Source organism: Streptomyces sp. NPDC056222 (assembly GCF_042264065.1).
Classification (GTDB): domain Bacteria; phylum Actinomycetota; class Actinomycetes; order Streptomycetales; family Streptomycetaceae; genus Streptomyces.
In genome coordinates this window covers 1-24,348 of record NZ_JBHJTL010000018.1, presented here as the reverse complement: position 1 = coordinate 24,348, position 24,348 = coordinate 1, and the positions used below count along the sequence as shown (strand labels likewise).

The following is a 24,348-nucleotide window of genomic DNA, read 5'->3' as shown; positions in this document are numbered from 1 at the left end:
TGTTCTTCGCGCTCCGCGCTGCGAACAAGAAGAACTCTAGCTTGTGACCAGCCGGAAAGTGAAATCCGGGTCTGCGGGCGACTCAGTCGTCGTCGCCGAGGACCGGCTCGGGCAGCGTGCCGGCGTTGTGCTCCAGGAGCCGCCAGCCTCGTGCACCCTCGCCGAGGACGGACCAGCAGCAGTTGGAGAGCCCGCCGAGGCTCTCCCAGTGATGCGCCTCCATGCCGAGCAGCCGGCCGATGGTGGTGCGGATCGTGCCGCCGTGGCTCACCACGACGAGCGTGCCGTCCTCGGGCAGCTTGTCGGCGTGCTCCAGGACCACCGGAGCGGCCCGGTCCGCGACCTCGGTCTCCAGTTCGCCGCCGCCCCTGCGCACGGGCTCGCCGCGCTTCCAGGCGGCGTACTGCTCGCCGTAGCGCGCCACGATCTCGTCGTGGGTCAGCCCCTGCCACTCCCCCGCGTACGTCTCGCGCAGGGCGGAGTCGTGCGCGACGGTGTGGCCGGTGAGCGCGGCGAGCTCGCCGGCGGTGGCCGCCGCCCGCTTCAGGTCGGAGGCGATGATCGCGTCCGGCTTCAGCGAGGCGAGCAGCCGGGCGGACCGGCGGGCCTGGGCCACGCCGGTCTCGGTCAGCTCGATGTCCGTGGAGCCCTGGAAACGGCGCTCCAGGTTCCACGAGGTCTGACCGTGACGCCAGAGGACGATACGGCGGCCGCTGCCGCCCTTGGTGGTGCTCAGCGCAGCTCACCGTCCGTCTCGTCGGCGGCACCCGTCAGCGCGGCGTGCTCGGCGGCCTTGCCGCGGGTCTTCAGGGCGTCGTCGGGCAGCGGCAGCTCGGGGCAGTCCTTCCAGAGCCGCTCCAGGGCGTAGAAGACCCGCTCCTCACTGTGCTGGACGTGGACGACGATGTCGACGTAGTCCAGGAGGATCCAGCGGGCGTCGCGGTCGCCCTCGCGGCGCACCGGCTTGGCGCCGAGCTCCTTGTTGAGCTTCTCCTCGATCTCGTCGACGATCGACTTGACCTGGCGGTCGTTGGGCGCGGAGGCGAGCAGGAATGCGTCGGTGATCGACAGCACATCGCTGACGTCGTACGCGATGATGTCGTGCGCGAGCCGGTCGGCCGCCGCCTGGGCGGCGGCGTTGACGAGCTCGATGGAGCGATCCGTGGCGGTCACAAGCAGGCTTTCGTCGGCGGTCAGAGACACATCAAGGGTCTCACGTACCGCCGACCGCCCCGCAAACCATTACGAGCAGGTCACTTCTTGCTCCCAGGGATCTTGTAATCCTCGCCCAGGACCACCGTGACAGCGCCGTTCCCGGCGGTCTCGCCCTTCTTGACCGCGCTCTCCGGCAGCCCCAGCGTCTTGGCCACCTCGCCCGCCGTCGCCTTCTGGGCGTCGTCACCGTAGAGGACCTGCGACTTCTCCTGGGTCTCGGCCTTGGCACCGCCCACGAAGGCGAAGCCTCCGTTGATCAGGACGACCCTGGCGGCCTCGGTCGCGTCCTTGCCGGTGGCGTCCCGGATCGCGACACGGACCGCACTGCCCTGGTCGGGCGCGCTGACCTTGCCGCCGAGGATGTCCTTGACCACACTGTCGGCCGCGCTCCGGCCCAGCGAGCCGTCCTGCTCCACCGGGAGCACAGCCGTCTTGTAGTCGCCGCCCTTGGCGTGCTCGGCGAGCTTGGCGAGCGAGGCTCCGAGGTCCTTCTCCGGCAGGGACGGGTCGAGGATCTGGGCGAGGGTCTCGACGGTGATCGTGGCGGCCTTGGGGTCGTCGGACATCTTCCGCAGCACCCCGTAGACGACCTGGCCGAAGCGCTGGAGTTGCTTGGCCTCTGCTTCGCCGGGCCCGCGGTAGGTGGCGTAGGCGACGGCCGCCCGGCCGTTGAGCGTCTGGTTCTCGCCCTTGGCGACGAGCGGGTCCTCGCCCTTCTTGTCGCTCGGCACCTCGGTGTCGGTGGTGATGTCGATGTTGCTGACCAGCTCGACCAGGTTCTCCAGGTACGGGGTGTCGAGCCGCCAGGTGCCGGTGATCTTCGTACCGAGGAGGTTGCCGATGGCCTCGCGGGTGCCGGCGGAGCCGTCGTCCTCGACGGACTTGGCGAGCGTGGTCGCGGAGCCCTCGTCGTTGGCGACGGACAGCGCGTTGGGGAGCAGGACGGTGGTGCCCTGCTTGGTCGTGGTGTTGTCCACGAGCAGGGCGGTGCTGGTGCCGCCGCCCTTGGTGTCGTGGAGATGGACGACGATCGTGTCCCGCTTCTGGGGTCCGGTCGCGGTGTTCTGCTTCTGCTCCTCGCCGGACATGCCGGGAAGGAGGCCCGCGTTCCAGAGGTAGCCGACGCCGCCGACCGCGGCGACGACCAGGGCCACGACCAGGGCGACGACCCGGTTGCGGCCGCGCCGCCTGGCCTCCTCGCGCCGCTCGGAGCGGCTCTCGGTGAACTTCAGCCAGTCGATGACGTCTTCGGAGTCCTCGTCGGGCTCCTCGATGAACGAGAACTGCTCGGTGCGATAGGCCCGGTCGTCCCCGCTGTCGTCCGGCGCGGGGCGCTGTCCGGGCACGCCCGCGGGAGCGGCCACCGGGGCGCGCGGCGGGGCCGCTGGGGCGGGTGCGGGAGCAGAGGCCTGGGTCGCTTCGCCCTGCACGGCCCACTGCTGCCCGGTGTCGTACGAGGCGTACGGGTCGTATCCGCGCTGCTGCCCGTACGAGTCGTACTGCGGCTGCTGAGGCTGCTGCTGGGGACGCTGCGGCTGGACCGGCTGCCCGTAGGGGTCGTAGCCGTAGCCCTGCTGCTGGACGGGCTGCTGCTGCACGGGCTGCTGGACATGCTGCTGCTGCGCGTACGGGTCGTACTGCTGCTGTGCCTGCGGTGGGACCTGCTGGTACACCGGCTGCCCGTACTCGTCGTAGCCGATGATCTGCGGCTGCGGGTAGTACGGGTCGTACGGGTTCTGTTCGTTCACCGGTGCCCCTCTCCGAGGCTCACTCGCCGCGGTACAACTGGCGCTTGTCGATGTAGCGCACCACGCCGTCCGGCACCAGGTACCAGACGGGGTCGCCCTGGGCGACCCTAGCCCGACAATCGGTGGAGGAGATCGCCAGCGCGGGAACCTCCACGAGCGAGACCCCGCCCTTGGGCAGTCCGTCGTCCGTGAGGTCATGGCCCGGTCGGGTGACGCCGATGAAGTGGGCGAGCGAGAAGAGCTCCTCCGCGTCGCGCCACGTGAGGATCTGCGACAGCGCGTCGGCCCCGGTGATGAAGAAGAGGTCCGAGTCGCTGTTGAGGGAGCGCAGGTCCCGCAGGGTGTCGATGGTGTACGTCGCCCCGCCGCGGTCGATGTCGATGCGGCTGACCGAGAACTGCGGGTTGGACGCGGTGGCGATGACCGTCATCAGATAGCGGTCCTCGGCCGCCGACACGGCCTTGTGGCTCTTCTGCCACGGCTGCCCGGTCGGCACGAACACCACCTCGTCGAGATGGAACAGGGCGGCCACCTCGCTGGCGGCCACCAGGTGTCCGTGGTGGATCGGGTCGAACGTTCCGCCCATCACGCCGAGTCGGCGCTTGGCGCGGCCGCCAGTAGGCACTTCCTGCTCTCCCATGCGTGCAGAGCCTACTGGCACCGCTTCGAACGTCCGATCCGCGGTCGCCGACTCAGCGGTCGCGGTTGAAGCGAGTGGTGATCCACAGCAGCAGAAGCAGCGCACCGAGCGCGCCGAAACCGGTGAGGTACGGGTTGAGGCTGTCGTGGTTGCCACCGTGCTCGGCGGCACCCTCGGCGAGCGAGACCAGGTTGGCGGCGGTGCTGTGGAGGCTCATCGTCAGCAGGACCTATCGATCGGGGATGGGAGCGGAGACTTCGCGCACATCGTATGCGGGCGGTCCGGGCACGCTCACGCCGACTCAGTCGTTGTCAGGGCGGTCGTACTCCGCGGTTGTCCGCTGTGCCCGAGTTATCCACAGGCTCCGGCGCCCGGTGGGCCCCAGCACCTAGTCTGGGATTCGTCAGGGGGACGAGCAAGGTCTCGTACGAACAGGGGGCATCCATGACCGAGAAGACCGACAACGGCAACGGGAACGTGCCGAGCAGGCAGCGCAAGCGCTTCCCCGGCATTTCCTCACGGGCCTACGAACATCCGGCCGACCGCTCCGCGCTCGTCGCGCTGCGCAAGCTCACCGGTTTCGACACGGTCTTCAAGGCGCTCAGCGGGCTGTTGCCCGAGCGCAGTCTTCGACTGCTGTTCCTCTCCGACTCCGTGCGGGTGAGCGACGCGCAGTTCACGCACCTCAACGACATGCTGAGGGACGCTTGTTACATCCTGGACCTGGAGAAGGTCCCGCCGATGTACGTCACCCAGGACCCGAAGCCGAACGCGATGTGCATCGGCCTGGACGAGCCGATCATCGTGGTCACCACCGGCCTCGTGGAGCTGCTCGACGAGGAGGAGATGCGGGCGGTCGTCGGCCACGAGGTGGGCCACGCCCTCTCGGGTCACTCCGTGTACCGCACGATCCTGCTGTTCCTCACCAGCCTGGCGGTGAAGATCGCCTGGATCCCGTTGGGCAACGTCGCGATCATGGCGATCGTGACGGCGCTGCGGGAGTGGTTCCGCAAGTCCGAGCTCTCGGCGGACCGGGCGGGACTCCTCGTCGGCCAGGACGTCCAGGCCTCGATGCGCGGTCTGATGAAGATCGCCGGCGGCAACCATCTGCACGAGATGAACGTGGACGCGTTCCTCGCGCAGGCCGACGAGTACGAGAAGGGCGGCGACCTGCGGGACTCCGTCCTGAAGATCCTCAATGTGCTGCCGCGCACGCACCCGTTCACCACCGTCCGGGCGGCCGAGCTGAAGAAGTGGTCCGAGACCCGCGACTACCAGCGGATCATGGACGGGCACTACCCACGGCGGTCGGAGGACAAGGACACCTCGGTGACCGACTCCTTCCGGGAATCCGCCGGGCATTACGCCGAATCGGTGCGCACCAGCAAGGATCCGCTGATGAAGCTCGTCGGCGACATAGCCGGTGGCGCGGGCGATCTCGCGGGCGACCTGAGCGGAAAGCTGCGGGACCGGTTCGGCGGCGGGGCCTCGCGGGGCGACGCCGACGGAGCGGCTGAGACCGGCACCGCTCAGAGCGAGGGCTGAGCGCTCGGGTCCAGGGTTCCGCAGAGCGAGGAGGCGGCGGGCCGGCCCGTGGCATACGGGTCGGTGACCGCCGGGTCGCCGGAGGCCGAGGTCCGCTCGCCCGCCAGGAGCGGGCGGAGGGAGCCGCTGGTGTCGGCGCCGCAGGCCTGCGGGCCTGCCTGGACGGTGCTGGTCACCAGTTCGGCGCGGTGCATCCGCAGGTCCTCACGGTCGAAGCGGAAATGCATCTCGCGGTGGACGGTGAAGAGCGATGCCTGGCCCACCGGACCGGCGCCCGAGGTCGCGGGTCGCAGGGCGTAGGTGAACGTGTGGTCGGCGGTGACCTCCAGCATGTCGGTGGCCGTCTCCGCGAAGCGGAGGGTGCCCTGGACCCGGATGGCGGGGTCGGCCAGGACGGCCTTGGCCGGGTCGAAGCGCACCAGCCAGCCGGACACCGCGTGGCGGCCGTCGTCGAGCGAGGACTCGACGCTCCGGTCGAACTGCGCCAGCTGGTCCGGGTCGAGCAGCAACCGCGGGGTACGGGCGGTCACGCCGGCCAGCACATCGGGATCCAGGGAAGAGGCCACGAGGTAGTCCTTGGCGATCGTCAGGGCGGCCACCACCTGGCTCTCCGCGAAGTGGGTGGTCCGTCCGGCGACCGGGAGGTTGATGCCGGCGGCTCCGGTGCGGTACTCGGCCACGGGACTGTGGGCGAACAGCTGGGCGGGCTGACCGCCGGCCACCCGGCCCTGGGGGGCCAGTGGGACCAGGGTGATCCGCAGCGGTTCGGCGCGCTGGTCCAGCGGGGGCTGGTAGGGGTTGCGAACGCCGAGATAGATGGCCGTACCGAAGGCGAGGAGGATCAGCAGGACCAGCATCACGGCCTGACGGGAGCCGCTTCTGGCCTCCCAGTGGGGGCGGGAGCGCACGGCCTGGGAGTGCTCCCCCATCCGCTCCTCGGCGGAGAACTCCTGAAGCCGGGCAGCGCGGACGAACGACTCGTCGAAGACGACGGATCGGTACTCGTCCTCACCACCGCCGGGGTCGGGTGCCGGCCCCTCAGGCGGGTCGCCACGCCCTGCCATACCTTCAGAGTAGGTCTGCGGAAGCCCTGGTAAACGCCCAGGTACACGACAAGTTCGGAAGATTTCCGACGCATGGCGCCCGCCTCGGGCCCGGAGGGCTCAGGGAGTGCGGGGAACGGCGGGGACCGGGGGTGCGGAGTACTCGGCGGAGGCCGAGGGCGCGGTGACCGCGGGAGGGACGGCGCGCGGCTTGTCGATGCCGGTGGTGGCGGGGGCCGGGACCTGGTCCTGGCGGTTGGCGGAGGCGCCGCGGTAGACCGCGGTGAAGGCGAGGGCGACCATGCCGACGCCCATCACGAGGGCCAGCACCCAGGCGACCGGCCGGTGCCAGCGGGCGCTGCCCCGGTAGGGGCGCAGGGCGCCGCCGTGGCGTCCGTACGGCCCGGAGTCGTCGTCGGGGTCGTACGGGTCGTAGCCGTCGGCGTAGGGGCTGCTGAAGGGGTCCGAGGGGTCGTAGCCGTCCTCGTAGAGCTCGTCGTCACCCGCTCCCCCACCGGCCCTGGCGCGGGCGGCCTCGGCCTCCGCGCGGGCCTGTGCGGCCGCCAGCAGTCGCTCCACGGCTGTCGGCTCATGGACCTCGGCTGCCCGTACGAAGTCCTCGTCGAACACCACGGTGGCGAAGTCTTCGTCCGCGCCCCCGCGGTCGTCAGAGTCCTCAGGGTCCCTGCCGTCCTGGAACGGCCCGCCCCCCACGTCGTCCGGCACGAATTCAGAGTAGACCGGGGAGGTGGTTTTGGGCAGGGAGAGTGCGAACTATCCCTGCCCGTCCGGCTCCCCCGGGGCCCCGCGCGAGCGGGGCCGAACGAGGGAATCGGGGGTTACCGCGTGTGACCGTCGCCGGTGACGATGTACTTCGTGGAGGTCAGCTCGGGCAGGCCCATGGGCCCGCGGGCATGCAGTTTCTGCGTCGAGATGCCGATCTCGGCCCCGAAGCCGAACTGGCCGCCGTCGGTGAAACGGGTGGACGCGTTGACGGCGACCGTCGTGGAGTCGACCAGCTGGGTGAAGCGGCGGGCGGCGGCCTGCGAGGTGGTGACGATCGCCTCGGTGTGGCCGGAGGACCAGAGCCGGATGTGCTCGACGGCCTTGTCGAGCGAGTCGACGACGGCGGCGGCGATGTCGTAGGAGAGGTACTCGGTCTCCCAGTCCTCCGGGGTCGCGGGGACGACGGTGGCCTTGGAGCCCTCGGCGTGGGCGAGGATCCGCTCGTCGGCGTGGACGGTGACGCCGGCGTCGGCGAGGGCCACGAGCGCGCGGGGCAGGAAGGCCTCGGCGATGTCCTTGTGGACGAGGAGGGTCTCGGCGGCGTTGCAGACGCTGGGCCGCTGCGCCTTGGAGTTGATCAGGATGTCGACGGCCATGTCGAGGTCGGCCTGGGCGTCGACGTAGACGTGGCAGTTGCCCGTGCCGGTCTCGATGACCGGGACGGTGGACTCCTCGACGACCGTGCGGATGAGGGAGGCGCCGCCGCGCGGGATGAGGACGTCGACCAGGCCGCGGGCGCGCATCAGCTCGCGTACCGACTCGCGGGACTCGCCGGGGACGAGCTGGATGGCGTCGGCGGGCAGGCCTGCGCCGCCGATGGCGTCGCGCAGGACCTTCACCAGGGCGGTGTTGGAGGCGTACGCGGAGGACGAGCCGCGCAGCAGGACGGCGTTGCCGGACTTGAGGCAGAGGGCGGCCGCGTCCACGGTCACGTTCGGCCGGGCCTCGTAGATGATGCCGACGACGCCGAGCGGGACGCGGACCTGGCGGAGGTCGATGCCGTTCGGGAGGGTCGAGCCACGGACGACCTCGCCCACCGGGTCGGGCAGTGCGGCCACGTCACGGACGTCGGCGGCGATGGCCCGGACCCGCTCCGGGGTGAGGGTGAGCCGGTCGATGATCGACTCGCTGGTGCCGGCCTCGCGGGCGCGGGCGACGTCCTCGGCGTTGGCCTCGACGATCTCGGCGGCACGAACCTCGAGGGCGTCCGCGATGGCGAGCAGGGCGTCGTCCTTCGCCGCGCGCGGAAGTGGCGCGATTTCGGCGGCGGCCCCACGGGCCTGGTAGGCGGCCCGGGTGACCGGGGACAGATTGTCGAGGGGCGTGAGCGAGGTCATGTCCGCAGGGTACTGGCACCCCTGCGGACATCCCGCACGTATCCCGTACGTATCCCGCACTGCGAGACGCCTCCGGGGGCGAGGCGCCCGTCAGCCCGTTTCGGCCCGTGAGCCCTTGAGCCCGTGAACCCGTCGGCTCGGCCCGTGAGCCCGTCAGGTCAGCCCTCAGCCCGTCGACTCACCCGTTTCGGCCCGTCAGTACGGGTGGACCCCCACCGGGGCGGCCGGCGGCGGGCCGTAGCCCTCGGCGATGCGCTGGTGGTAGGTCTCGCGGTCGATGACCTCCAGGCCGACGATCTCCCAGGGCGGCAGCTTGGCGGTCTGCCGGTGCTCGCCCCACAGCCGCAGCGCGACGGCCGCGGCATCGTGCAGGTCACGGGCCTCTTCCCAGTAGCGGATCTCCGCGTGATCATTGGCGTAGCGACTGGTCAGCAGGAAGGGATGGTCGTGGGCCAGTTGCTCCAGGGCGCGCCTGACCTCCTTCAGTGGGGCCTCGGCCCCCGAGACGCTGAGGGTGATGTGCCAGAGCTTCGAGGCGACCACCGCCCGTTCCTCAACGCGTGCCTCAGCTGTCTCGGTGTCCTGCCCCTCGTCGAAGTCGGCTCCGGCCTCGACACTGGTCAGGGCGCGTTCGGCAGTCCCGCGGGGCGGTGCCCCTGGGCGCGCTCGTCTCACCGGCGGCCTCCTGTTTGATGCGTGTGGTGCTGTACCCCGCCTTGTCTTGCCCCCGAGACAAAGTTGACCAGCCCGAGCGGGCACGTGGGGCGGTTTTGGTAAAGGTCTCTACCGGATGGCCGGACTTTCAGCCGTTTCCCCACACCCCGGACCCCACCCCGGCACACGCCCTTTACGCCACCCCACCGCCACCCCGCCGAAGTCCGACGATCGGACCGGTTTCAGCGGCGAGCCGGGCGGCCCGGATCAGCCCCGGACGACCACCAGGTCGTCCCGGTGGACGACCTCCCGCTCGTACTCCGGCCCCAGCGCCTTGGCGAGCTCGGGCGTGGAGCGGCCGAGCATCCGGGGGATCTCCTTGGCGTCGAAGTTGACGAGGCCGCGGGCGACGGCGCGGCCCTTCGTGTCACGGAGTTCGACCGGGTCACCGGCCACGAACTCCCCCTCGACCGCGGCGATCCCGGCCGCGAGCAGCGACTTCTTGCCCTCGACGACGGCCCGTACGGCCCCTTCGTCGAGCGTCAGCGAGCCCTGCGGGGTCGAGGCGTGGGCGAGCCAGAGCAGCCGGTCGGCGGAGCGGCGGCCGGTGCGGTGGAAGTACGTGCCGGTGTCGCGACCGGTCAGGGCGTCGGCGGCGCGGCTGGCGGAGGTGAGGACCACGGGGATCCCCGCGGCGGCGGCGATCCGGGCGGCCTCGACCTTGGTGACCATGCCGCCGGTGCCGACCCCGGCCTTGCCCGCGGAGCCGATCTCGACATGGGCGATGTCCTCGGGGCCGGCCACCTCGGCGATCCGCGAGGTGCCCGGCTTGGACGGGTCCCCGTCGTAGAGCCCGTCGACGTCCGAGAGCAGCACCAGCAGGTCGGCGCGGACGAGATGGGCGACGAGGGCGGCGAGCCGGTCGTTGTCGCCGAAGCGGATCTCGTCCGTGGCGACCGTGTCGTTCTCGTTGACGACCGGCAGCGCGCCCATGGCGAGGAGCTGGTCGAGGGTCCGGTAGGCGTTGCGGTAGTGCGCGCGGCGGCTGGTGTCGTCGGTGGTGAGGAGCACCTGCCCGACGCGTACGCCGTACCGCGCGAAGGAGGCGGTGTAGCGGGCGACCAGGAGGCCCTGGCCGACGCTGGCGGCGGCCTGCTGGCGGGCGAGGTCCTTGGGGCGCCGGGTAAGGCCGAGCGGGGCGAGGCCGGCGGCGATGGCTCCGGAGGAGACCAGGACGATCTCCTTCTCCCCGCCGCTGCGGACCTTGGCGAGAACGTCGACGAGGGCGTCGACCCGGTCGGCGTCGAGGCCGCCGGAGGCGGTGGTCAGTGAGGACGAGCCGACCTTGACGACGATCCTGCGGGCTTCCGTCACGTACTGCCTTGCCACTGTCACCTGTACCGCCGTCACCTGCGTCGCCTCACTCGGATGTCACGCGCCGCGCTCTCCCCGCCGCGACTGCCAGGCAATCTACGCGAGGCGGGGCGGCCGCCGCCCGTCCATTCCGGTGGATGGAACGGGTGGGCGGTGCCGGGAGGCGCGCCGGTGCACGTCTCCTGTCAGCGTGTCCTGACGGGCTTCGACGCGGCCCCGGTCCCGTCGGCTGGACCGGTCCCCCGAGCGTCCGTACCGACGTCCGCACCGGCAGCCGTACCGCCATCCGCTCTGGCGGTCGCACCGCCATCCGCACCGGCGGACGCTCCGCCACCCGCACCGGCGTCCACGCCACCATCGGCACCGGCGGTCACTCCGCCGTCCGCAGCGGCCTCCCCGTCCTTCTTCCCCTTCTTCCCGCCCGTCACGAGGATCTTCCGCGACAGCAGATAGGTGAACGGGATGGCCACGACCGCCGCGACGAGCGGCGCGATCCGGTCGTCCATCCCGGCCCAGGTCACCAGGGCGTAGAGGCCGACGCTCTGCACCAGATAGTTGGTGACGTTGGTGAGCGGGAAGAGCGCGAACTTCTTCCAGGTGGGCCTGGTGCGGTAGGTGAAATAGGTGTTCAGGAAGAACGAGCCGATCATGCTGAGCACGAAGGCGATGGAGTAGGCGGCGAAGTACGGCATCCACGGGTGCAGCAGCAGATAGCAGCCGTAGAACGTGCCGGTGTTTATCCCGCCCACCAGGCCGAATCGGACGATCTGGCCGAGCTGACCACGCATCACATCTCCCGGTCGGTCGAGACGAGGCGGACGCGATCGCCGCCGGCCTTGCGACGGTCGCGGTCACCGCCCGTGAAGGAGCGGTGGGTCTCCCTCACGAGGAAGTGCGGCCGGCGCTTGGTCTCGTAGTAGATACGGCCGATGTACTCGCCGATGAGGCCCAGCATGACCATCTGGACGCCCCCGAGACCCACGATGATCGCCACGAGAGTCACATATCCAGGGGCGCTGACGCCCTGGGTGAGGGCGGTCACGGTGATCCAGACCGCGTACAGCGCGGCCACCCCGACGAGCGTGAGGCCGAGCCAGATCGCGATGCGCAGCGGCCTGTTGTTGAACGAGATCAGCCCGTCCATGCCGTAGTTGAGCAGGGAGCCGAGCTTCCACTTCGTCTCGCCCGCCTCGCGTGCGGCGTTCTGGTAGTCGAAGGTGGCGGTGTCGAAGCCGATCCAGGAGAAGAGACCCTTGGAGAATCGGTTGTACTCGGGCAGCGACAGCAGCGCGTCGACGGCCGGGCGCGAGAGCATACGGAAGTCTCCCACGCCGTCGGCGAGTTCCACGTCGACCCACTTGTTGACCGCGCGGTAGTAGAGCCTGCTGAGCGCGCTGCGGACCTTCTTGTCGCCCTCGCGGGTGCGGCGGGCGATGATCTGGTCGTGGCCTCGCTCGTACAGGTCGAGCATCCGCGCGATGAGCTCCGGCGGGTGCTGGAGATCCGCGTCCATGATCACGACGGCGTCGCCGGAGGCCTCACGGAGCCCGGCGAGCATCGCGGCCTCCTTGCCGAAGTTCCGGCTGAAGGAGACATAGCGGGTCTCCTTCGCGAACTCGGCGGCGATGGCGCGCAGCCGGAGGGCCGTGCCGTCGCTGCTGCCGTCGTCGACGTAGCAGAGCTCGTACTCGACGCGCAGGTCGGCGAGGACCTCACGGATCCGGGTGTCGAACCGGTCGATCACCGCTTCTTCGTTGAAGCAGGGCACAACCACGGAGATCTTGGTCATGAGCGTCGGCTCCTGGACGATGAACGAGAGGTACGGGTCCGGAGGGCGTGCGCCACGGCGACGGCGAGGAGCAGCGCGGCGGCGGCTCCGCTCGCCGCGAGTCCGAGCCGCAGCCCGGGGGTGTGGAAGGAACACGACAGCCGCGAGGCGCCTTCTCCCAGATCCACGGCCATCAGTCCGCCGAGCGTCCGGGGCGCGCCGGCCCGGCCGCCGTCGACGGAACAGAGCCAGCCGGTGGTGGCCGGCACGGAGACGATCGCGGCGCCCCTGGTCCCGGGCGCGAACGTGGCACTGATGCCGTGCCCGGAGGCCTCGACGCGCTCGGGCCCGGTGGCGCGCAGATGCCGTACGGCCCGGTCGAGGGCGACCCGGTCGAGGCAGCCGAGGGGGTTCCTCGGGATGAACTGTCCCCGGCTCGAGTGGATCGTGACGGTGACCCTGCCGTCGGCCGGCACGGCCCCGAGGGGGAACAGCTGGATGCTGGTCATCGGGTACTTGCCGCCGGTCTTGACGGTCTTCCCGAACGCCTGGACCCGCCCGGCCAGCCATGGCACGTGCAGGTAGGCCTCCGTGCCCGGGGTGCAGGTCGCGGTGAACGTCGCGCCGGCGCTACGCGGACGGTCGGCCTTGAGCGGCCAGCCGCGGCCGGGAACGAACCCGGTGTCCGGGCCGCCCGACGTTATGGCGCCGGCCCGGACGAACGCGGGCACCTCGTAGACCTTGGCGCCCAGCACCCGCTCCTGACGGGCGAAGACGGTGGCGTCGCGGGTGGCCCCGTCCAGAGGCGTACCGGGCGGACGCACGGTGACGACGGGCGGCGCGTCGGCGGTCCGCTGGACGAATCCGTTCGGCCCGGGCGTCCGTTCGAGGTAGCTGCTCACGCCCATGATCGCGCGGCCGACCGGGTCGTTGAAGCTGTTCGTGTGGCGGCCCTGGATGAACCAGCCGGCGCCGAGCCCTTGCAGGGTTTCGGCTGTGACCGCCGGCAGATAGCTGCTGTAGTAGCGGCCGCCCTGGCCGGCCAGCAGCATGGGGTCGTTGGCGGCGAACCCGTTCGGTCCTGGCTCGGTGCGGCTCGCGGGCCACGCGTCGGCGGCCTTCAGCTGGTCGTACGCGGCGCGCGTCGCGGCGTCGTAGGTGCGCTTGGGCTTCCACCAGTTGTCGGCGTCGCGGATCCGGGTCGTCGACAGGACGGTGTACGTCGAGGAGAGGAAGACGGCCCCGGCCAGGGCGACGGTCAGCCACGCGCGTACCCGGCGGTCCGCCCGGTACCGGTGCAGCGCGATGAGCAGGGCGAGGTAGACGAGGCCGCCGGCGACGGTGAGGATCCAGGGTCCGCCGGTCATGTACTTCGCGGTGCTCGCGCAGGCGGCCAGGATCAGGACAACGGCGGCGCCGCGGAGGAGCTCCTTGGGGCGGGGCCGGCGGGCGAGGGCCAGCCAGGCGACGCACACGAAGACGGCGGTGAGGGCGATCGAGGCGCGGTAGGGGTTGCCGTTGGGCATGGCCAGTCCGTGCCAGAGCAGGATCGTGGGCTGCCAGACCAGCGAGGTGGCCACGGCCACTGTCAGGCCCAGCCACACGAACCGCTCCTTGAGCGGCACCCGGCCGATGAACGGGTAGGTGGCGACCAGGAGCAGCGCGAGCATCCCGACGCAGACACGGGGCGCTCCGCCGGCCAGTCCGCCGGGGAACAGGTGCGCCGTGTAGTCGGCGACGGTCGGCCACCCCTTGTAGGCGACCCCGGGCGCGGGCTGGGCCAGCTTGCTCGCCTTGAGGCTCACCGTGAGCACGGGGGCGGCCAGCAGTACTCCGGTGACGGTCATGGAGGCGCCTCGCGCGAGGACGCGGACGCGCTCCGCGGTGGGCCGCTGGTCCAGCAGCACCCGGACCAGCAGCACCAGCGCCATTCCGATGGTGGCCATGGCGGCGGTGTAGAAGTTGCCGGCCCAGCAGACGGTCACGACCAGGGCGCCGAGCACCCAGCGGCGGCGGCCCAGGCACCAGTCGTAGGCGATGCCCAGGAGGGGGAAGGCGACCAGGCCCCACATCCACATGGGGTCGGAGAAGCCGTCCGAGATCATCCAGGCGCTCAGTCCGAAGCCGACGGAGAGCAGCGCGCGCAGCCAGGGGCTGCCCGGGTGGAGGCGTCCCAGGAAGACGGTCATCAACCCGGCGGCCAGCCCGACACTGAAAAGGGTGACCAGAAACACGGGGAACTCGACGCTGTCCCGGGGGAAGACCCCGACCAGCCACGAGAACGGGTTCATCAAATAGGTGAAGAAGTCCGCAAGAAACGGTGTGCCGAACCCGCTCGCCCAGTTGAAGAGGAGATCCCCGCTGGTGTCCCCGTGCATCAGGTCACGAAGGCGGGCGTGGAACGGCACGAACTGATTGCCGAGGTCGTTCACCGCGCGCGAGCGGCCACCGAAGGGATAGGTGCCCTGAAGGGCCATGGCCAGGCAGTACGCGCCCATGGACACCAGGGCGGCGAACCACGACGCGACGAGCTGGGATCTTCGGTTCCGACGGGGTTCCCGGGCTGCCGGCGTCGCCGGCGAGGAGGGGTCGGTCTCCTGGCGTCGAGCGACTTTCGGAGGCGGGGGAATCAGCATGGGGGCCTTCCATGGGTTCCTTGATCCTGGGCGCCCCCCGCACCCCGGATGTCCCACTTGATTCCCATATGCTCTTTCCGTCACCCTCTGTCCGTAAATGGCTACAGAATGAGGCTAAGGCCTTATCTGCACGCATCTGCTAGACGGGGACGGAGCCGAACGGGTTGCCCTTAAAATCGACGAATCCGATCGAGGAGAGTGTGTTCCCGATCGCCCAGGCCCGGGCTTCCCGCCCGGACGCCTCCCAGACCATCGGACCGTCGGAAAGTGAACGCGAGGTACCGTTGAGGCAGCCTGTGCAAGACAAGTGGATCGAGGTGCCAGTGCCTGACGTCTCAGTGATCGTCATCGCCTACAACGACGCAGAGCGTCTTCCCACGGCCGTGCGATCGGTGTTGGACCAGACACTGCAGAGCGTCGAAGTCGTGATCGTCGACGACTGCAGCAAGGACCGCACCTTCGAAGTCGCCCAGGAACTGGCAGCCGCGAACCCGGAGCAGGTCCGGGCCTACCAGCTGCCCGAGAACAGCGGCGCGGGCGGCGAGCCCCGTAACGTCGGCATCGGCCACGCGCGGGGCAAGTACGTCATGTTCCTCGACAGTGACGACGTCCTGGAGCTCAACGCCTGCCGCAACATGGTCTCGGCCGCCGAGGAGACCCAGGCCGACCTGGTGTCGGGCCTCTGCGTGCGCCTCACCAAGGACAGCCGCAACGAGAAGCGCAACGAGTGGTACCCGTGGCTCTACGCGACGACCCGCACACTGGACTCGGTCGCCGAGCTGCCCGACCTGTTCGTCTGGGACACGCTCTCCACGAACAAGTGCTACCGCCGCGACTTCCTCGTCGACAACGCGCTCCGCTTTCCCAAGGGGATGTTCTACGAGGACCTGATGTTCATCGCCGAGGCGTATCTCGCGGCGAAGAAGATCACCCTCATCCCCAACCAGGTCTACTTCTGGCACGTCTACGAGCAGGCCAAGGTGAAGTCGGTCACCAACAGCCGGCACGAGATGCGGAACTACCAGCACCGGCTGGAGATCCACCGCCGTATCGACGCGCTCCTCGACCAGCACGGCATGGAGGAGATGCGGGCGGCCAAGGACGTCAAGTTCCTCAAGCACGACCTTGTCCTCCATCTGCGTGATCTTCCCTTCCGGGACGAGGAGTACCGCCGCGAGTTCGCCGAGCTCTCCCTCTCCTACCTCCAGGGGCTGGACCGTGAGGCGTACGGCAAGGCCGCCAAGATCCAGGCGATCTGCGCCTACCTCCTGGAGAAGGGCGACTGGGACAACCTGCTGCCCGCCGTCGACAGCCTGATCCACCGCGACAAGCTCTCCTCGCCGCTCACGCAGCGCGACGGCCGCATCTACTGGTGCGACGAGCACCTGGACGACGCGTTCGGCCGCGAGGTGCTCGACGTCACGGACCTCGGCTACCACCAGAAGCCGCTCAACAAGCTGTTCCTGCGCAACGAGCTCACCACGTACGCGGAGTCGGACGGCACCGCCAAGCTCGCCGGCCGGATCACCAACCCGCTGGGGCTGGTCACGGCGGAGGACACCCTCACGGCCGAGCTGGAGTTCCAGGCGCGCCGCCGCAGCCTGCAGACGTTCCGCTTCCCCGTCAGGTCGCTGCGCCACGACGGCGAGACGATCCACTGGGAGACCGACGCCGACATCAGCTCCAAGCTGCGGCCCCTCGGCATCATCGACTCGGTGTGGGACGTCCGCCTCAACCTCAAGGCGAACGGCGTACGCACCCAGACCCGCCTCACCGTCGACCAGAACGAGCTGGGCAGCGGTGCGCTCCCCGTCAAGCCTCGGCTGACGCGTCTGGTGGGCGACCGCATAGAGCCTCACCCCACCGCCAAGGGCCACCTCGCCTTCCGTCTCGTCTCCGGCAAGGACGACGGCGACCGGATCGAGGAGCTGCTCCAGAAGGGTCTGCAGGGCAAGCCCGGGCAGCTCGTGAAGTCCGGGTACCGCCGCGCCAAGGAGCTGCGCAAGACGCTCACCTCCGGCGAGACCAAGCTGCGGCTCTACCACGACGTCTACAGCCGGCTGCCCGTCAAGAAGCGGACGGTCGTCTTCGAGAGCCAGCTGGGCAAGCAGTACAGCGACAGCCCGCGGGCGATCTACGAGGAGATGCGCAGGCAGGGTCTGGACTTCCAGGCCGTCTGGGCGTACGCGGGGAGCCCGAAGGACTTCCCCAAGGACGCCACTCTGGTGCGCCGTTGGTCACTGCCGTATCTGAAGGCTTTGGCGCGCGCCGAGTTCTGGGTGGACAACCAGAGCTATCCGCTGCGGCTGGCCAAGCGTCCCGAAACGACGTACATCCAGACCTGGCACGGCTCCGCGCTCAAGAGGATGGGCTTCGACCAGCCCAACCTCAAGGCGAAGACGCGGCAGCAGCAGGAGGCCCAGCAGAAGCACCTCGACCGCTTCGACCACTTCCTGGTGCGTTCGGAGCACGACGTACGGACGCTGGCCAAGGCCTTCCGGCTGAAGGACCGGACGCTGCTGCGGTCCGGCTACCCGCGCAACGACGTGCTGGTGGAGGCCAGGCAGCGTGAGGAGGAGGCGGGCTCGCGCGTGCGCGGACCGCTCGCCGAGCGCCTCGGGATCCCGGCGGACAAGACCGTGCTGCTCTACGCGCCGACGTTCCGCACGTCGGGCAAGGAGAGCCAGTTCGCCCTGCCCTTCGACGTGGAGCGCTTCGCCGAGGAGTTCGGCGACCGCTTCGTCCTGCTGGTGCGCGCGCACTACTTCAACCACGTGGTGCTCCCGCCCAACGTGGCGGGCAAGATCATCGACGTCTCCTCGGAGCACGACGTGATGCCGCTGATGGAGCTGGCCGACGCGCTGATCACGGACTACTCCTCCGTGATGTTCGACTACGCGCTGCTCGACCGGCCGATGCTGTTCTTCACGTACGACTACGAGGCCTACGTCCACGAGGACCGGGGCACGTACTTCGACCTGCTGGAGCACGCACCCGGCCCGGTCTTCCGGACGGAGGACGAGCTGTACGCCGCCGTGCGGAACCTCGAATCGGAGGGCCGCGAGTACTGCGACGCCCGCAAGCGTTTCGTCGCCGAGTTCGGCGAGTTCGACCAGGGCAACGCCGCGCGCTCCATCGTCCAGCAGTTCTTCTCCCGGTGGAGCCGTTGATGACCGAAGTGATGACCACGACGATGACCGAGCAGCAGACCACCGGGTCGCGCGACATCATCCTCGTCTCCAACAGCGTCGACGAGCTCGGCGGAATCACCAGCTGGTCGCACCAGATGGCCCGGCTCTTCAGCGAGCAGGGTCACGCGGTGCACGTGGTCGGCATCGTTCCCGCCCCCGAGGGACGGCGCGCCGACCTCGGTGACGACCTGCCCTACCGGACCACGACGCTGTACGACGTCCACCCGCCGTCCTTGAAGCCGCTGCGCGGCATCAAGGGCAAGCTCGACCTCGTCGAGCGCCGGCGCAGGGCCTCGCGCGCGGCCGGTATGCGCCGGCAGGCGGCCAAGCTCACCACGCTCTTCCGCTCCGCCCGGCCGGGAGCCGTCGTCATCGTGACGCAGGTCTGGGCCATGGAGTGGGTCGCCCTCGCGGACACCGCGGGGCTGCGTGTGGTCGGCATGAGCCACGAGTCCTTCGAGACGTGCCGCAACTCGTCCCGCTTCCAGCGGGTCAAGCAGTACTACAAGGACGTCGACCGGATGCTCGCGCTGACCCGCGAGGACGCGGACCTCTGGATCCGGCAGCGCTTCGACCATGTCGGGGCCATGCCGAACCCGCTTCCGTTCTTCCCCGACGAGCCGTCGCCGCGCTCGGCCAAGGTCGTCGTCAGCATCGGCCGGCTGCACGAGGAGAAGGGCGTCGACCTGCTCCTCGAGGCCTGGTCCGAGGTGGCGCCCAAGCACCCCGACTGGACCCTGCGCCTCTACGGCTCCGGCGAGGAGGAGGCGGCGCTCAAGAAGCAGAGCGAGCAGCTGGGACTGACGTCCTCGGTCGAGTGGATGGGGCGTACCAGTGACGTCCCCGGCGTGCTGAAGGACAGCTCGCTCTTCGCTCTGTCGTCGCGGGGCGAGGGCTTCCCGCTGGCCCTCATGGAGGCCATGGCCACGGCCGTGCCGTGTGTCGCCTTCGATGTCGCCCCCGGCGTCCGCGAGATCATCACGGACGGCGAGAACGGCCTGGTCGTGCCTCCCGGCAACACCGCCGAGTTCGCCCGCAAGCTCGACAAGCTGATCTCGGACCAGGAGCTGCGCGACCGCATGGGCGAGGCGGCCCGGGTCGACATCCAGCGCTACTCGACGGACGAGATCGTGGCCCGCTGGGAGAACCTCTTCACGCTGCTGGACCGCTAGCGCGGAGACAGACGCTCGGAGAAGCGAAAGGGAGGACCGCCCTCACGGGCGGTCCTCCCTTTTCGTGTGCTCGGGCGGCGGCGGGTCAGGCGGACACGCCTCGGCGGGCGACCCAGCCGGCCCACGCGGAGCTGATCATGTCGCGGACGTCGTGGCGGGCCTTCCAGCCCAGCTCCGTCGCGATACGGTCCGCGGCGGCGACGACCCTGGCCGGGTCGCCGGGGCGGCGCGGGGTGACGGCGGGGGCGACCGAGTGGCCGGTGATCTCGTTGATCAGGTCGATCATCTCGCGGACGGAGACGCCCTCGCCGCGGCCGATGTTGACGGTGAGATCGCGCGGCTCGCCGGCGGCCGCCCACTCCGCGAGCTTGCGTGCGGCGACGAGGTGGGCGTCGGCGAGGTCCTCGACGTGGATGTAGTCGCGGACGCAGGTGCCGTCGGCGGTGTCGTAGTCGTCACCGAAGATCCGCGGGGCCTCGTCGGCGTCGAGCCGCTCGAAGACCATCGGGACCAGGTTGAAGACACCGGTGTCGGCCAGCTCGGGGGTGGCGGCGCCGGCCACGTTGAAGTAGCGCAGGCAGGCCGTGGAGATGCCGTGGGCCTTGCCGGCGGCGCGGACCACCCACTCGCCGGCGAGCTTCGTCTCGCCGTAGGGGCTCATGGGCAGGCACGGCGTGTCCTCGGTGACGAGGTCCACGTCCGGCATGCCGTAGACGGCGGCCGAGGAGGAGAAGAGGAAGTTGCGCACGCCCGCGGCGGCCACGGCCTCCAGGAGCACGGTCAGGCCCTGGACGTTCTCGCGGTAGTAGTGCAGCGGCTGCTCGACGGACTCGCCGACCTGCTTCTTCGCCGCCAGGTGGACCACGCCCGTGACACCGTGCTCGGCGATGGTCCGGTCCAGTACCTCACGGTCCAGGGTCGAGCCGACCACCAGGGGCACGCCCTCCGGGAGCCGCTCCGCGTACCCGGTGGACAGATCGTCGAGGACGACGACCCGCTCCCCCGCCTGCGTCATGGCGCGGACCACGTGCGAGCCGATGTAGCCGGCGCCTCCGGTGATCAGAAAAGTCATATCGCCCCATATCCCTTTCGCTAAGAACTGCGGGAGAGCCGACGGAGCCTGGCCCTGACCGCCCGGAGCCCGTCACGGGCGCCCGGTGCGAGCCGCACCGCGAGCGAGCCGCTTGCCGTCGTGTACTGCTGCACCAGCAATACACCGTACCGGCTGCTCGGCACGACCGAGCGCCGCTCGCGGCCGTCCGGCAGCCGGAGCGCCGTCGAGAAGGAGTCGCCGTCCGCGCATGTCACCGTGATCCGGATGTCCCACAGCTGGGTGCCCCGGTTCCCCCGGCGGCGGCCCGCGCCGGCCAGAGCGGTGAGCCCGGCGGGAACCCGGGCGGTCCAGCCGCCCTCGCCCTCGGCGAGCTCGCCCTCGGCGGTGCGGGCGGGCTCCTCCGAGCCCCTGGGTAGGAACGCGACCTGGACAGTACGGGGTCCGGCCGCGCGCAGCCTGCCGTACAGATCGCGGACCGTGAGCCGCAGCTCGCCGCCCCCGCCCGTCTGCAGGACCGCGTCGACGACCACCGGGAGCTCGTCGAGGGGCAGCGTCTCCACGCCGTCCAGTTCCACGTCGGGAAGGTCCAGGGACCAGACGGCGACGTCCTCGCTCCGCACGTACGGCTGGAGCAGACGGGCCGGCTCGGCGGCGAGCCGGGACAGCCGGAGCAGGTCCCGCGGCTCCTTGGAGGCCAGAATGAACCGGGCGGCCCAGCGGGCGGGCGCGACGGCCGCGGCGATCTCGGTCTCCTCGAACGCCCCGAGGTGGTCGCGCGTCGCCACCCACCAGTCGGCCTGGTAGGTCTCGTCGCGCAGCCTCAACTCACGGGCGTACAGGCGCAGATCGTGTTCGATGAACTTGGTGCGGCAGGCGGCGGCGAGCTCGGTGCGGCCGGCCTCCGTGAAGGTCTCCACGGCCCTGCGATGGGCGGCGATACGGGCCTGCCAGTTGCCGACGCCCTCCCGGTCCAGGGAGATCGACAGCTGCGCGGCGGCGCGGCGCACGTGCCACACGTACACCGTGTCGGGAATCACCGCGACACGCGGCGCGGCGGCCAGGACGCGGGCGGTGAAGAGGAAGTCCTCGTAGACGAAACGGCCGTCGGGGAACCGGATGCCGTGGTCGAGGAGGAAGGACCGGGCGTAGACCTTGTTGACGCAGAGCGTGTCGTGCACCAGCGGGATCAGGTCCGCGGCGGTCTCCAGAAGGGCGGGCTCCCGGTAGAGCCCGGGCTGCCAGCGCACCTCCCGGCCGCCGGGCAGTTCGCGCCGTACGCAGACACCGACCGCGACGGGGGTCCGGTGCCGCTCGGCCGCCGTCACCAGGGCCTCGGCCGCGCCCTCGGGCAGGATGTCGTCACTGTCGAGGAACATCACGTACGGCGCGGTGGCCGCCTGGATGCCGTCGTTGCGGGGGGAGCCGCAGCCGCCGCTGTTCTCCGTACGGTGGACGACACGCACCCGGGGGTGGAGCGCCGCCAGCTCGTCCAGGACCTTCGCGGTGCCGTCGCTCGACGCGTCGTTGACGGCGACGACCTCCGCGACCACGGGGCCCTGGTCGAGTGCGGACCGGATGGCGTCGCCGACCAGCGCCTCGTCGTTGTAGGCGATGACCACGACACCGAGGGTGCCTTCTACCGTGGGTGGGGGGGTGCTGCTCACACCGAGGATCCTACGGGAGCGGCCGGCGTCGCCGACCGGCCGCTCCCGGGGCCCGGGGCCCGTCCTAGAACGGGTTGAACTCGTCGAACTCGCGCTGCGCTTCGTCCCGCTCCGCGTCGCGATCGCGGCGGCGCTGCGCGGCGGGGCGCGGGGCCTCCAGGCGGTGGTCCTCGCCACGACGGCCGAGCATCTCGGCGCCGGCCATCATCGTCGGCTCCCAGTCGAAGACGACCGCGTTGTCCTCGGAGCCGATCGCGACACCGTCGCCCGCGCGGGCACCCGCCTTCATCAGCGCGTCCTCGACGCCCAGGCGGTTGAGACGGTCGGCGAGGTAGCCGACGGCCTCGTCGTTGTTGAAGTCGGTCTGGCGGACCCAGCGCTCCGGCTTCTCGCCGCGCACCCGGTACACGTCCTCGGCCTCGTCGTACGTGACGGTGAAGCCGGCGTCGTCGACCGCCTTCGGACGGAGGACGATCCGCGTCGACTCCTCCTTCGGCTTGGCCGCGCGCGCCTTGGCGACGATGTCGGCCAGCGCGAAGGAGAGCTCCTTCAGACCCGTACGGGCCACGGCCGAGGCCTCGTAGACCTGGTAGCCGCGCTCCTCCAGGTCCGGGCGGATCATGTCCGCCAGGTCCTGGCCGTCCGGGATGTCGATCTTGTTGAGGACGACGATGCGCGGGCGGTCCTCGAGACCGCCGTACTGCTTCAGCTCTTCCTCGATGATGTCGAGGTCGGTGACGGGGTCGCGGTCGGACTCCAGCGTCGCCGTGTCCAGGACGTGTACGAGGACGGAGCAGCGCTCCACATGGCGAAGGAACTCCAGGCCCAGGCCGCGGCCCTGGCTGGCGCCCGGGATCAGGCCCGGCACGTCGGCGATCGTGTAGACGGTCGAGCCGGCGGTGACGACGCCCAGGTTCGGGACCAGGGTGGTGAAGGGGTAGTCCGCGATCTTCGGCTTGGCGGCCGACAGGACGGAGATGAGCGAGGACTTGCCCGCGCTCGGGTAGCCGACCAGCGCCACGTCGGCGACGGTCTTCAGCTCCAGGACGATGTCGCGCGCCTCGCCGGGCTCGCCGAGGAGCGCGAAGCCGGGGGCCTTGCGGCGGGCGGAGGACAGCGCGGCGTTGCCGAGGCCGCCGCGGCCGCCCTGGCCCGCGACGAAGGTGGTGCCCTGGCCGACCAGGTCGGCGAGGACGTTGCCCTGCTTGTCGAGGACGACGGTGCCGTCGGGCACGGTCAGGACGAGGTCCTGACCGTCCTTGCCGGAGCGGTTGTCGCCGGCGCCGGGCTGACCGTTGGTCGCCTTGCGGTGGGGCGAGTGGTGGTACTCGAGGAGCGTGGTGATCGCCTGGTCGACGACCAGGATCACATCGCCGCCACGGCCGCCGTTGCCGCCGTCGGGGCCGCCGAGCGGCTTGAACTTCTCCCGGTGAACGGAGGCGCAGCCGTGGCCTCCGTTACCCGCGGCGACATGCAGCTCGACGCGGTCCACGAAGGTGGTCATGGTTGTGCCTCCATTGCAAAGGGGTGCTACGAGGTGGAATGTCTATCTAGTAACACGCGAAAGGCGGACCCGCTTCCCTGCCGGGAAGTGAGGTCCGCCTCCGCAAAAGAACCGATCAGGCGACCGGAACGATGTTCACGACCTTGCGGCCACGGTGGGTGCCGAACTGCACCGAACCGGCCTGCAGGGCGAACAGCGTGTCGTCGCCGCCACGGCCGACGCCCGCGCCCGGGTGGAAGTGGGTGCCGCGCTGACGGATCAGGATCTCACCGGCGCTGACGACCTGACCGCCGAAGCGCTTCACGCCGAGCCGCTGAGCATTGGAATCGCGACCGTTCCGGGTGGACGATGCGCCCTTCTTGTGTGCCATCTCTCCTCAGTCCCTTACTTCGCAGCCGCGGGGATGCCGGTGACCTTGATCGCCGTGTACTGCTGGCGGTGGCCCTGGCGACGGCGGTAACCGGTCTTGTTCTTGTAGCGAAGGATGTCGATCTTCGCGCCCTTGTGGTGGTCCACGACCTCGGCCGTGACCTTGATACCGGCCAGCACCCACGGGTCGCTGGTCACGGCGTCGCCGTCGACAACGAGCAGCGTAGAGAGCTCTACGGTGTCGCCAACCTTGGCAGTGGAAATCTTGTCAACCTCAACGATGTCGCCGACAGCAACCTTGTGCTGGCGACCACCGCTGCGCACGATGGCGTACACGCGGATCTCTCTCTCACTCGGGAACGGTCCCCTGATGCCAGCCGCTCACGCGGGCCGAGGCCCGCGGTGATCCGGAAGTGGACGAGCGGCCTCTCCCGGAACCGGGAGGAGGGTGCTCAGGGGGGTGGCGCGCCATACGACACGCCGACGGTCAAGGTTACGGGCCGGTGCCTCAAGGGGTCAAATTCGGTGACTTCGACCTCTGGGGCGGTGGGGGGGGGGCGCCCAGGGGGGGGCCCCCCCCCCCGGGGGGGTGGGTCGCGGGGGGGGGGGGGGTTGTTGTTGGCGCCCGGAGAGGCGGGGGGGTGGTTG

Annotated in this window: 20 protein-coding genes and 1 pseudogene; 3 read left to right on the top strand and 18 right to left on the bottom strand. The window is 70.3% G+C overall.

What is annotated here, in order from left to right; genetic code table 11:
- Nucleotides 1-82: 82 nt before the first annotated feature.
- The 5 genes from ACFC0D_RS11690 to ACFC0D_RS11670 all read right to left on the bottom strand — a co-directional run bounded on the left by ACFC0D_RS11690 (nt 83) and on the right by ACFC0D_RS11670 (nt 3,820).
- Nucleotides 83-736 carry a histidine phosphatase family protein gene (locus ACFC0D_RS11690; RefSeq protein WP_376433788.1) on the bottom strand — a complete coding sequence of 218 codons (654 nt, stop codon included), beginning with the start codon at nt 734-736 and terminating at the stop codon, nt 83-85.
- Nucleotides 733-1,173, bottom strand: a complete 441-nt coding sequence (gene rsfS / locus ACFC0D_RS11685; protein ID WP_376433671.1) for a ribosome silencing factor — start codon at nt 1,171-1,173, stop codon at nt 733-735. Before rsfS ends, ACFC0D_RS11690 begins: the two co-directional genes overlap by 4 nt.
- A gap of 80 nt (nt 1,174-1,253) precedes the next feature.
- Nucleotides 1,254-2,963, bottom strand: a complete 1,710-nt coding sequence (locus ACFC0D_RS11680; RefSeq protein WP_376433669.1) for an LCP family protein — start codon at nt 2,961-2,963, stop codon at nt 1,254-1,256.
- 19 nt (nt 2,964-2,982) lie between these two features.
- Complete coding sequence (nadD, locus tag ACFC0D_RS11675) at nt 2,983-3,603, bottom strand: nicotinate-nucleotide adenylyltransferase (protein ID WP_376433667.1); 621 nt, start codon at nt 3,601-3,603, stop codon at nt 2,983-2,985.
- Between the two features lie 52 nt (nt 3,604-3,655).
- Nucleotides 3,656-3,820 (bottom strand): hypothetical protein, encoded by a 165-nt coding sequence (locus tag ACFC0D_RS11670; protein ID WP_329120641.1) that lies wholly within the window; start codon nt 3,818-3,820, stop codon nt 3,656-3,658.
- Between the two features lie 227 nt (nt 3,821-4,047).
- Here ACFC0D_RS11670 and ACFC0D_RS11665 point away from each other — a divergent pair, with 227 nt between their 5' ends.
- Nucleotides 4,048-5,148 (top strand): M48 family metallopeptidase, encoded by a 1,101-nt coding sequence (locus ACFC0D_RS11665; RefSeq protein WP_376433665.1) that lies wholly within the window; start codon nt 4,048-4,050, stop codon nt 5,146-5,148.
- Here the strand turns inward: ACFC0D_RS11665 and ACFC0D_RS11660 are convergent.
- The 8 genes and pseudogenes from ACFC0D_RS11660 to ACFC0D_RS11625 all read right to left on the bottom strand — a co-directional run bounded on the left by ACFC0D_RS11660 (nt 5,133) and on the right by ACFC0D_RS11625 (nt 14,608).
- The gene (locus tag ACFC0D_RS11660) at nt 5,133-6,212 is read right to left on the bottom strand and encodes a hypothetical protein (RefSeq protein WP_376433663.1); all 1,080 of its coding nucleotides are present in this window, start codon (nt 6,210-6,212) and stop codon (nt 5,133-5,135) included. The genes ACFC0D_RS11665 and ACFC0D_RS11660 overlap by 16 nt on opposite strands.
- A 99-nt stretch (nt 6,213-6,311) precedes the next feature.
- Nucleotides 6,312-6,917, bottom strand: coding sequence for a hypothetical protein (locus tag ACFC0D_RS11655; protein ID WP_376433661.1), 606 nt, complete (start codon nt 6,915-6,917; stop codon nt 6,312-6,314).
- 113 nt (nt 6,918-7,030) lie between these two features.
- On the bottom strand, nt 7,031-8,314 hold the full coding sequence (locus tag ACFC0D_RS11650) for a glutamate-5-semialdehyde dehydrogenase (RefSeq protein WP_329120634.1): 1,284 nt from the start codon (nt 8,312-8,314) through the stop codon (nt 7,031-7,033).
- Nucleotides 8,315-8,509: 195 nt separating this feature from the next.
- Nucleotides 8,510-8,989 (bottom strand): hypothetical protein, encoded by a 480-nt coding sequence (locus ACFC0D_RS11645; RefSeq protein WP_376433658.1) that lies wholly within the window; start codon nt 8,987-8,989, stop codon nt 8,510-8,512.
- A gap of 246 nt (nt 8,990-9,235) precedes the next feature.
- A complete protein-coding gene (gene proB / locus ACFC0D_RS11640; protein ID WP_376433656.1) occupies nt 9,236-10,363 on the bottom strand; it encodes a glutamate 5-kinase in 1,128 nt (375 codons plus the stop codon).
- 404 nt (nt 10,364-10,767) lie between these two features.
- Nucleotides 10,768-11,130, bottom strand: a pseudogene (locus ACFC0D_RS11635) (GtrA family protein); the annotation flags it as partial.
- A complete protein-coding gene (locus ACFC0D_RS11630; protein WP_376433654.1) occupies nt 11,130-12,131 on the bottom strand; it encodes a glycosyltransferase family 2 protein in 1,002 nt (333 codons plus the stop codon). The gene ACFC0D_RS11630 and the pseudogene ACFC0D_RS11635, both read right to left, overlap by 1 nt.
- Complete coding sequence (locus ACFC0D_RS11625; protein ID WP_376433652.1) at nt 12,128-14,608, bottom strand: YfhO family protein; 2,481 nt, start codon at nt 14,606-14,608, stop codon at nt 12,128-12,130. The genes ACFC0D_RS11630 and ACFC0D_RS11625 overlap by 4 nt, the downstream gene beginning before the upstream one ends.
- 461 nt (nt 14,609-15,069) lie before the next feature.
- Between ACFC0D_RS11625 and ACFC0D_RS11620 the strand changes: the two genes are divergently transcribed.
- The gene (locus tag ACFC0D_RS11620) at nt 15,070-17,916 is read left to right on the top strand and encodes a CDP-glycerol glycerophosphotransferase family protein (RefSeq protein ID WP_376433650.1); all 2,847 of its coding nucleotides are present in this window, start codon (nt 15,070-15,072) and stop codon (nt 17,914-17,916) included.
- Complete coding sequence (locus ACFC0D_RS11615; RefSeq protein ID WP_376433648.1) at nt 17,916-19,109, top strand: glycosyltransferase family 4 protein; 1,194 nt, start codon at nt 17,916-17,918, stop codon at nt 19,107-19,109. Before ACFC0D_RS11620 ends, ACFC0D_RS11615 begins: the two co-directional genes overlap by 1 nt.
- Before the next feature lie 85 nt (nt 19,110-19,194).
- Here the strand turns inward: ACFC0D_RS11615 and galE are convergent, their stop codons facing one another.
- From galE to rplU, 5 genes are all read right to left on the bottom strand, one after another.
- The gene (galE, locus tag ACFC0D_RS11610) at nt 19,195-20,181 is read right to left on the bottom strand and encodes a UDP-glucose 4-epimerase GalE (protein WP_376433646.1); all 987 of its coding nucleotides are present in this window, start codon (nt 20,179-20,181) and stop codon (nt 19,195-19,197) included.
- 20 nt (nt 20,182-20,201) lie between these two features.
- Nucleotides 20,202-21,827: a glycosyltransferase family 2 protein gene (locus ACFC0D_RS11605; protein ID WP_376433644.1), complete on the bottom strand. Its 1,626-nt coding sequence runs from the start codon at nt 21,825-21,827 to the stop codon at nt 20,202-20,204.
- Between the two features lie 64 nt (nt 21,828-21,891).
- Complete coding sequence (gene obgE, locus ACFC0D_RS11600; RefSeq protein ID WP_376433642.1) at nt 21,892-23,331, bottom strand: GTPase ObgE; 1,440 nt, start codon at nt 23,329-23,331, stop codon at nt 21,892-21,894.
- 115 nt (nt 23,332-23,446) lie between these two features.
- Nucleotides 23,447-23,701 (bottom strand): 50S ribosomal protein L27, encoded by a 255-nt coding sequence (gene rpmA / locus ACFC0D_RS11595; RefSeq protein WP_260226291.1) that lies wholly within the window; start codon nt 23,699-23,701, stop codon nt 23,447-23,449.
- 14 nt (nt 23,702-23,715) lie between these two features.
- Nucleotides 23,716-24,036, bottom strand: coding sequence for a 50S ribosomal protein L21 (gene rplU, locus ACFC0D_RS11590; protein WP_015033583.1), 321 nt, complete (start codon nt 24,034-24,036; stop codon nt 23,716-23,718).
- Nucleotides 24,037-24,348: the final 312 nt, after the last annotated feature.

What these genes read in the sequence shown, in the direction of transcription:
- nadD (WP_376433667.1), bottom strand. Translation starts at nt 3,603, where the DNA reads ATGGGAGAGCAGGAAGTGCCTACTGGCGGCCGCGCCAAGCGCCGACTC.
- ACFC0D_RS11670 (WP_329120641.1), bottom strand. Translation starts at nt 3,820, where the DNA reads ATGAGCCTCCACAGCACCGCCGCCAACCTGGTCTCGCTCGCCGAGGGT.
- ACFC0D_RS11665 (WP_376433665.1), top strand. Translation starts at nt 4,048, where the DNA reads ATGACCGAGAAGACCGACAACGGCAACGGGAACGTGCCGAGCAGGCAG.
- ACFC0D_RS11660 (WP_376433663.1), bottom strand. Translation starts at nt 6,212, where the DNA reads ATGGCAGGGCGTGGCGACCCGCCTGAGGGGCCGGCACCCGACCCCGGC.
- ACFC0D_RS11650 (WP_329120634.1), bottom strand. Translation starts at nt 8,314, where the DNA reads ATGACCTCGCTCACGCCCCTCGACAATCTGTCCCCGGTCACCCGGGCC.
- ACFC0D_RS11630 (WP_376433654.1), bottom strand. Translation starts at nt 12,131, where the DNA reads ATGACCAAGATCTCCGTGGTTGTGCCCTGCTTCAACGAAGAAGCGGTG.
- ACFC0D_RS11625 (WP_376433652.1), bottom strand. Translation starts at nt 14,608, where the DNA reads ATGGGCGCGTACTGCCTGGCCATGGCCCTTCAGGGCACCTATCCCTTC.
- ACFC0D_RS11615 (WP_376433648.1), top strand. Translation starts at nt 17,916, where the DNA reads ATGACCGAAGTGATGACCACGACGATGACCGAGCAGCAGACCACCGGG.
- galE (WP_376433646.1), bottom strand. Translation starts at nt 20,181, where the DNA reads ATGACTTTTCTGATCACCGGAGGCGCCGGCTACATCGGCTCGCACGTG.
- obgE (WP_376433642.1), bottom strand. Translation starts at nt 23,331, where the DNA reads ATGACCACCTTCGTGGACCGCGTCGAGCTGCATGTCGCCGCGGGTAAC.
- rpmA (WP_260226291.1), bottom strand. Translation starts at nt 23,701, where the DNA reads ATGGCACACAAGAAGGGCGCATCGTCCACCCGGAACGGTCGCGATTCC.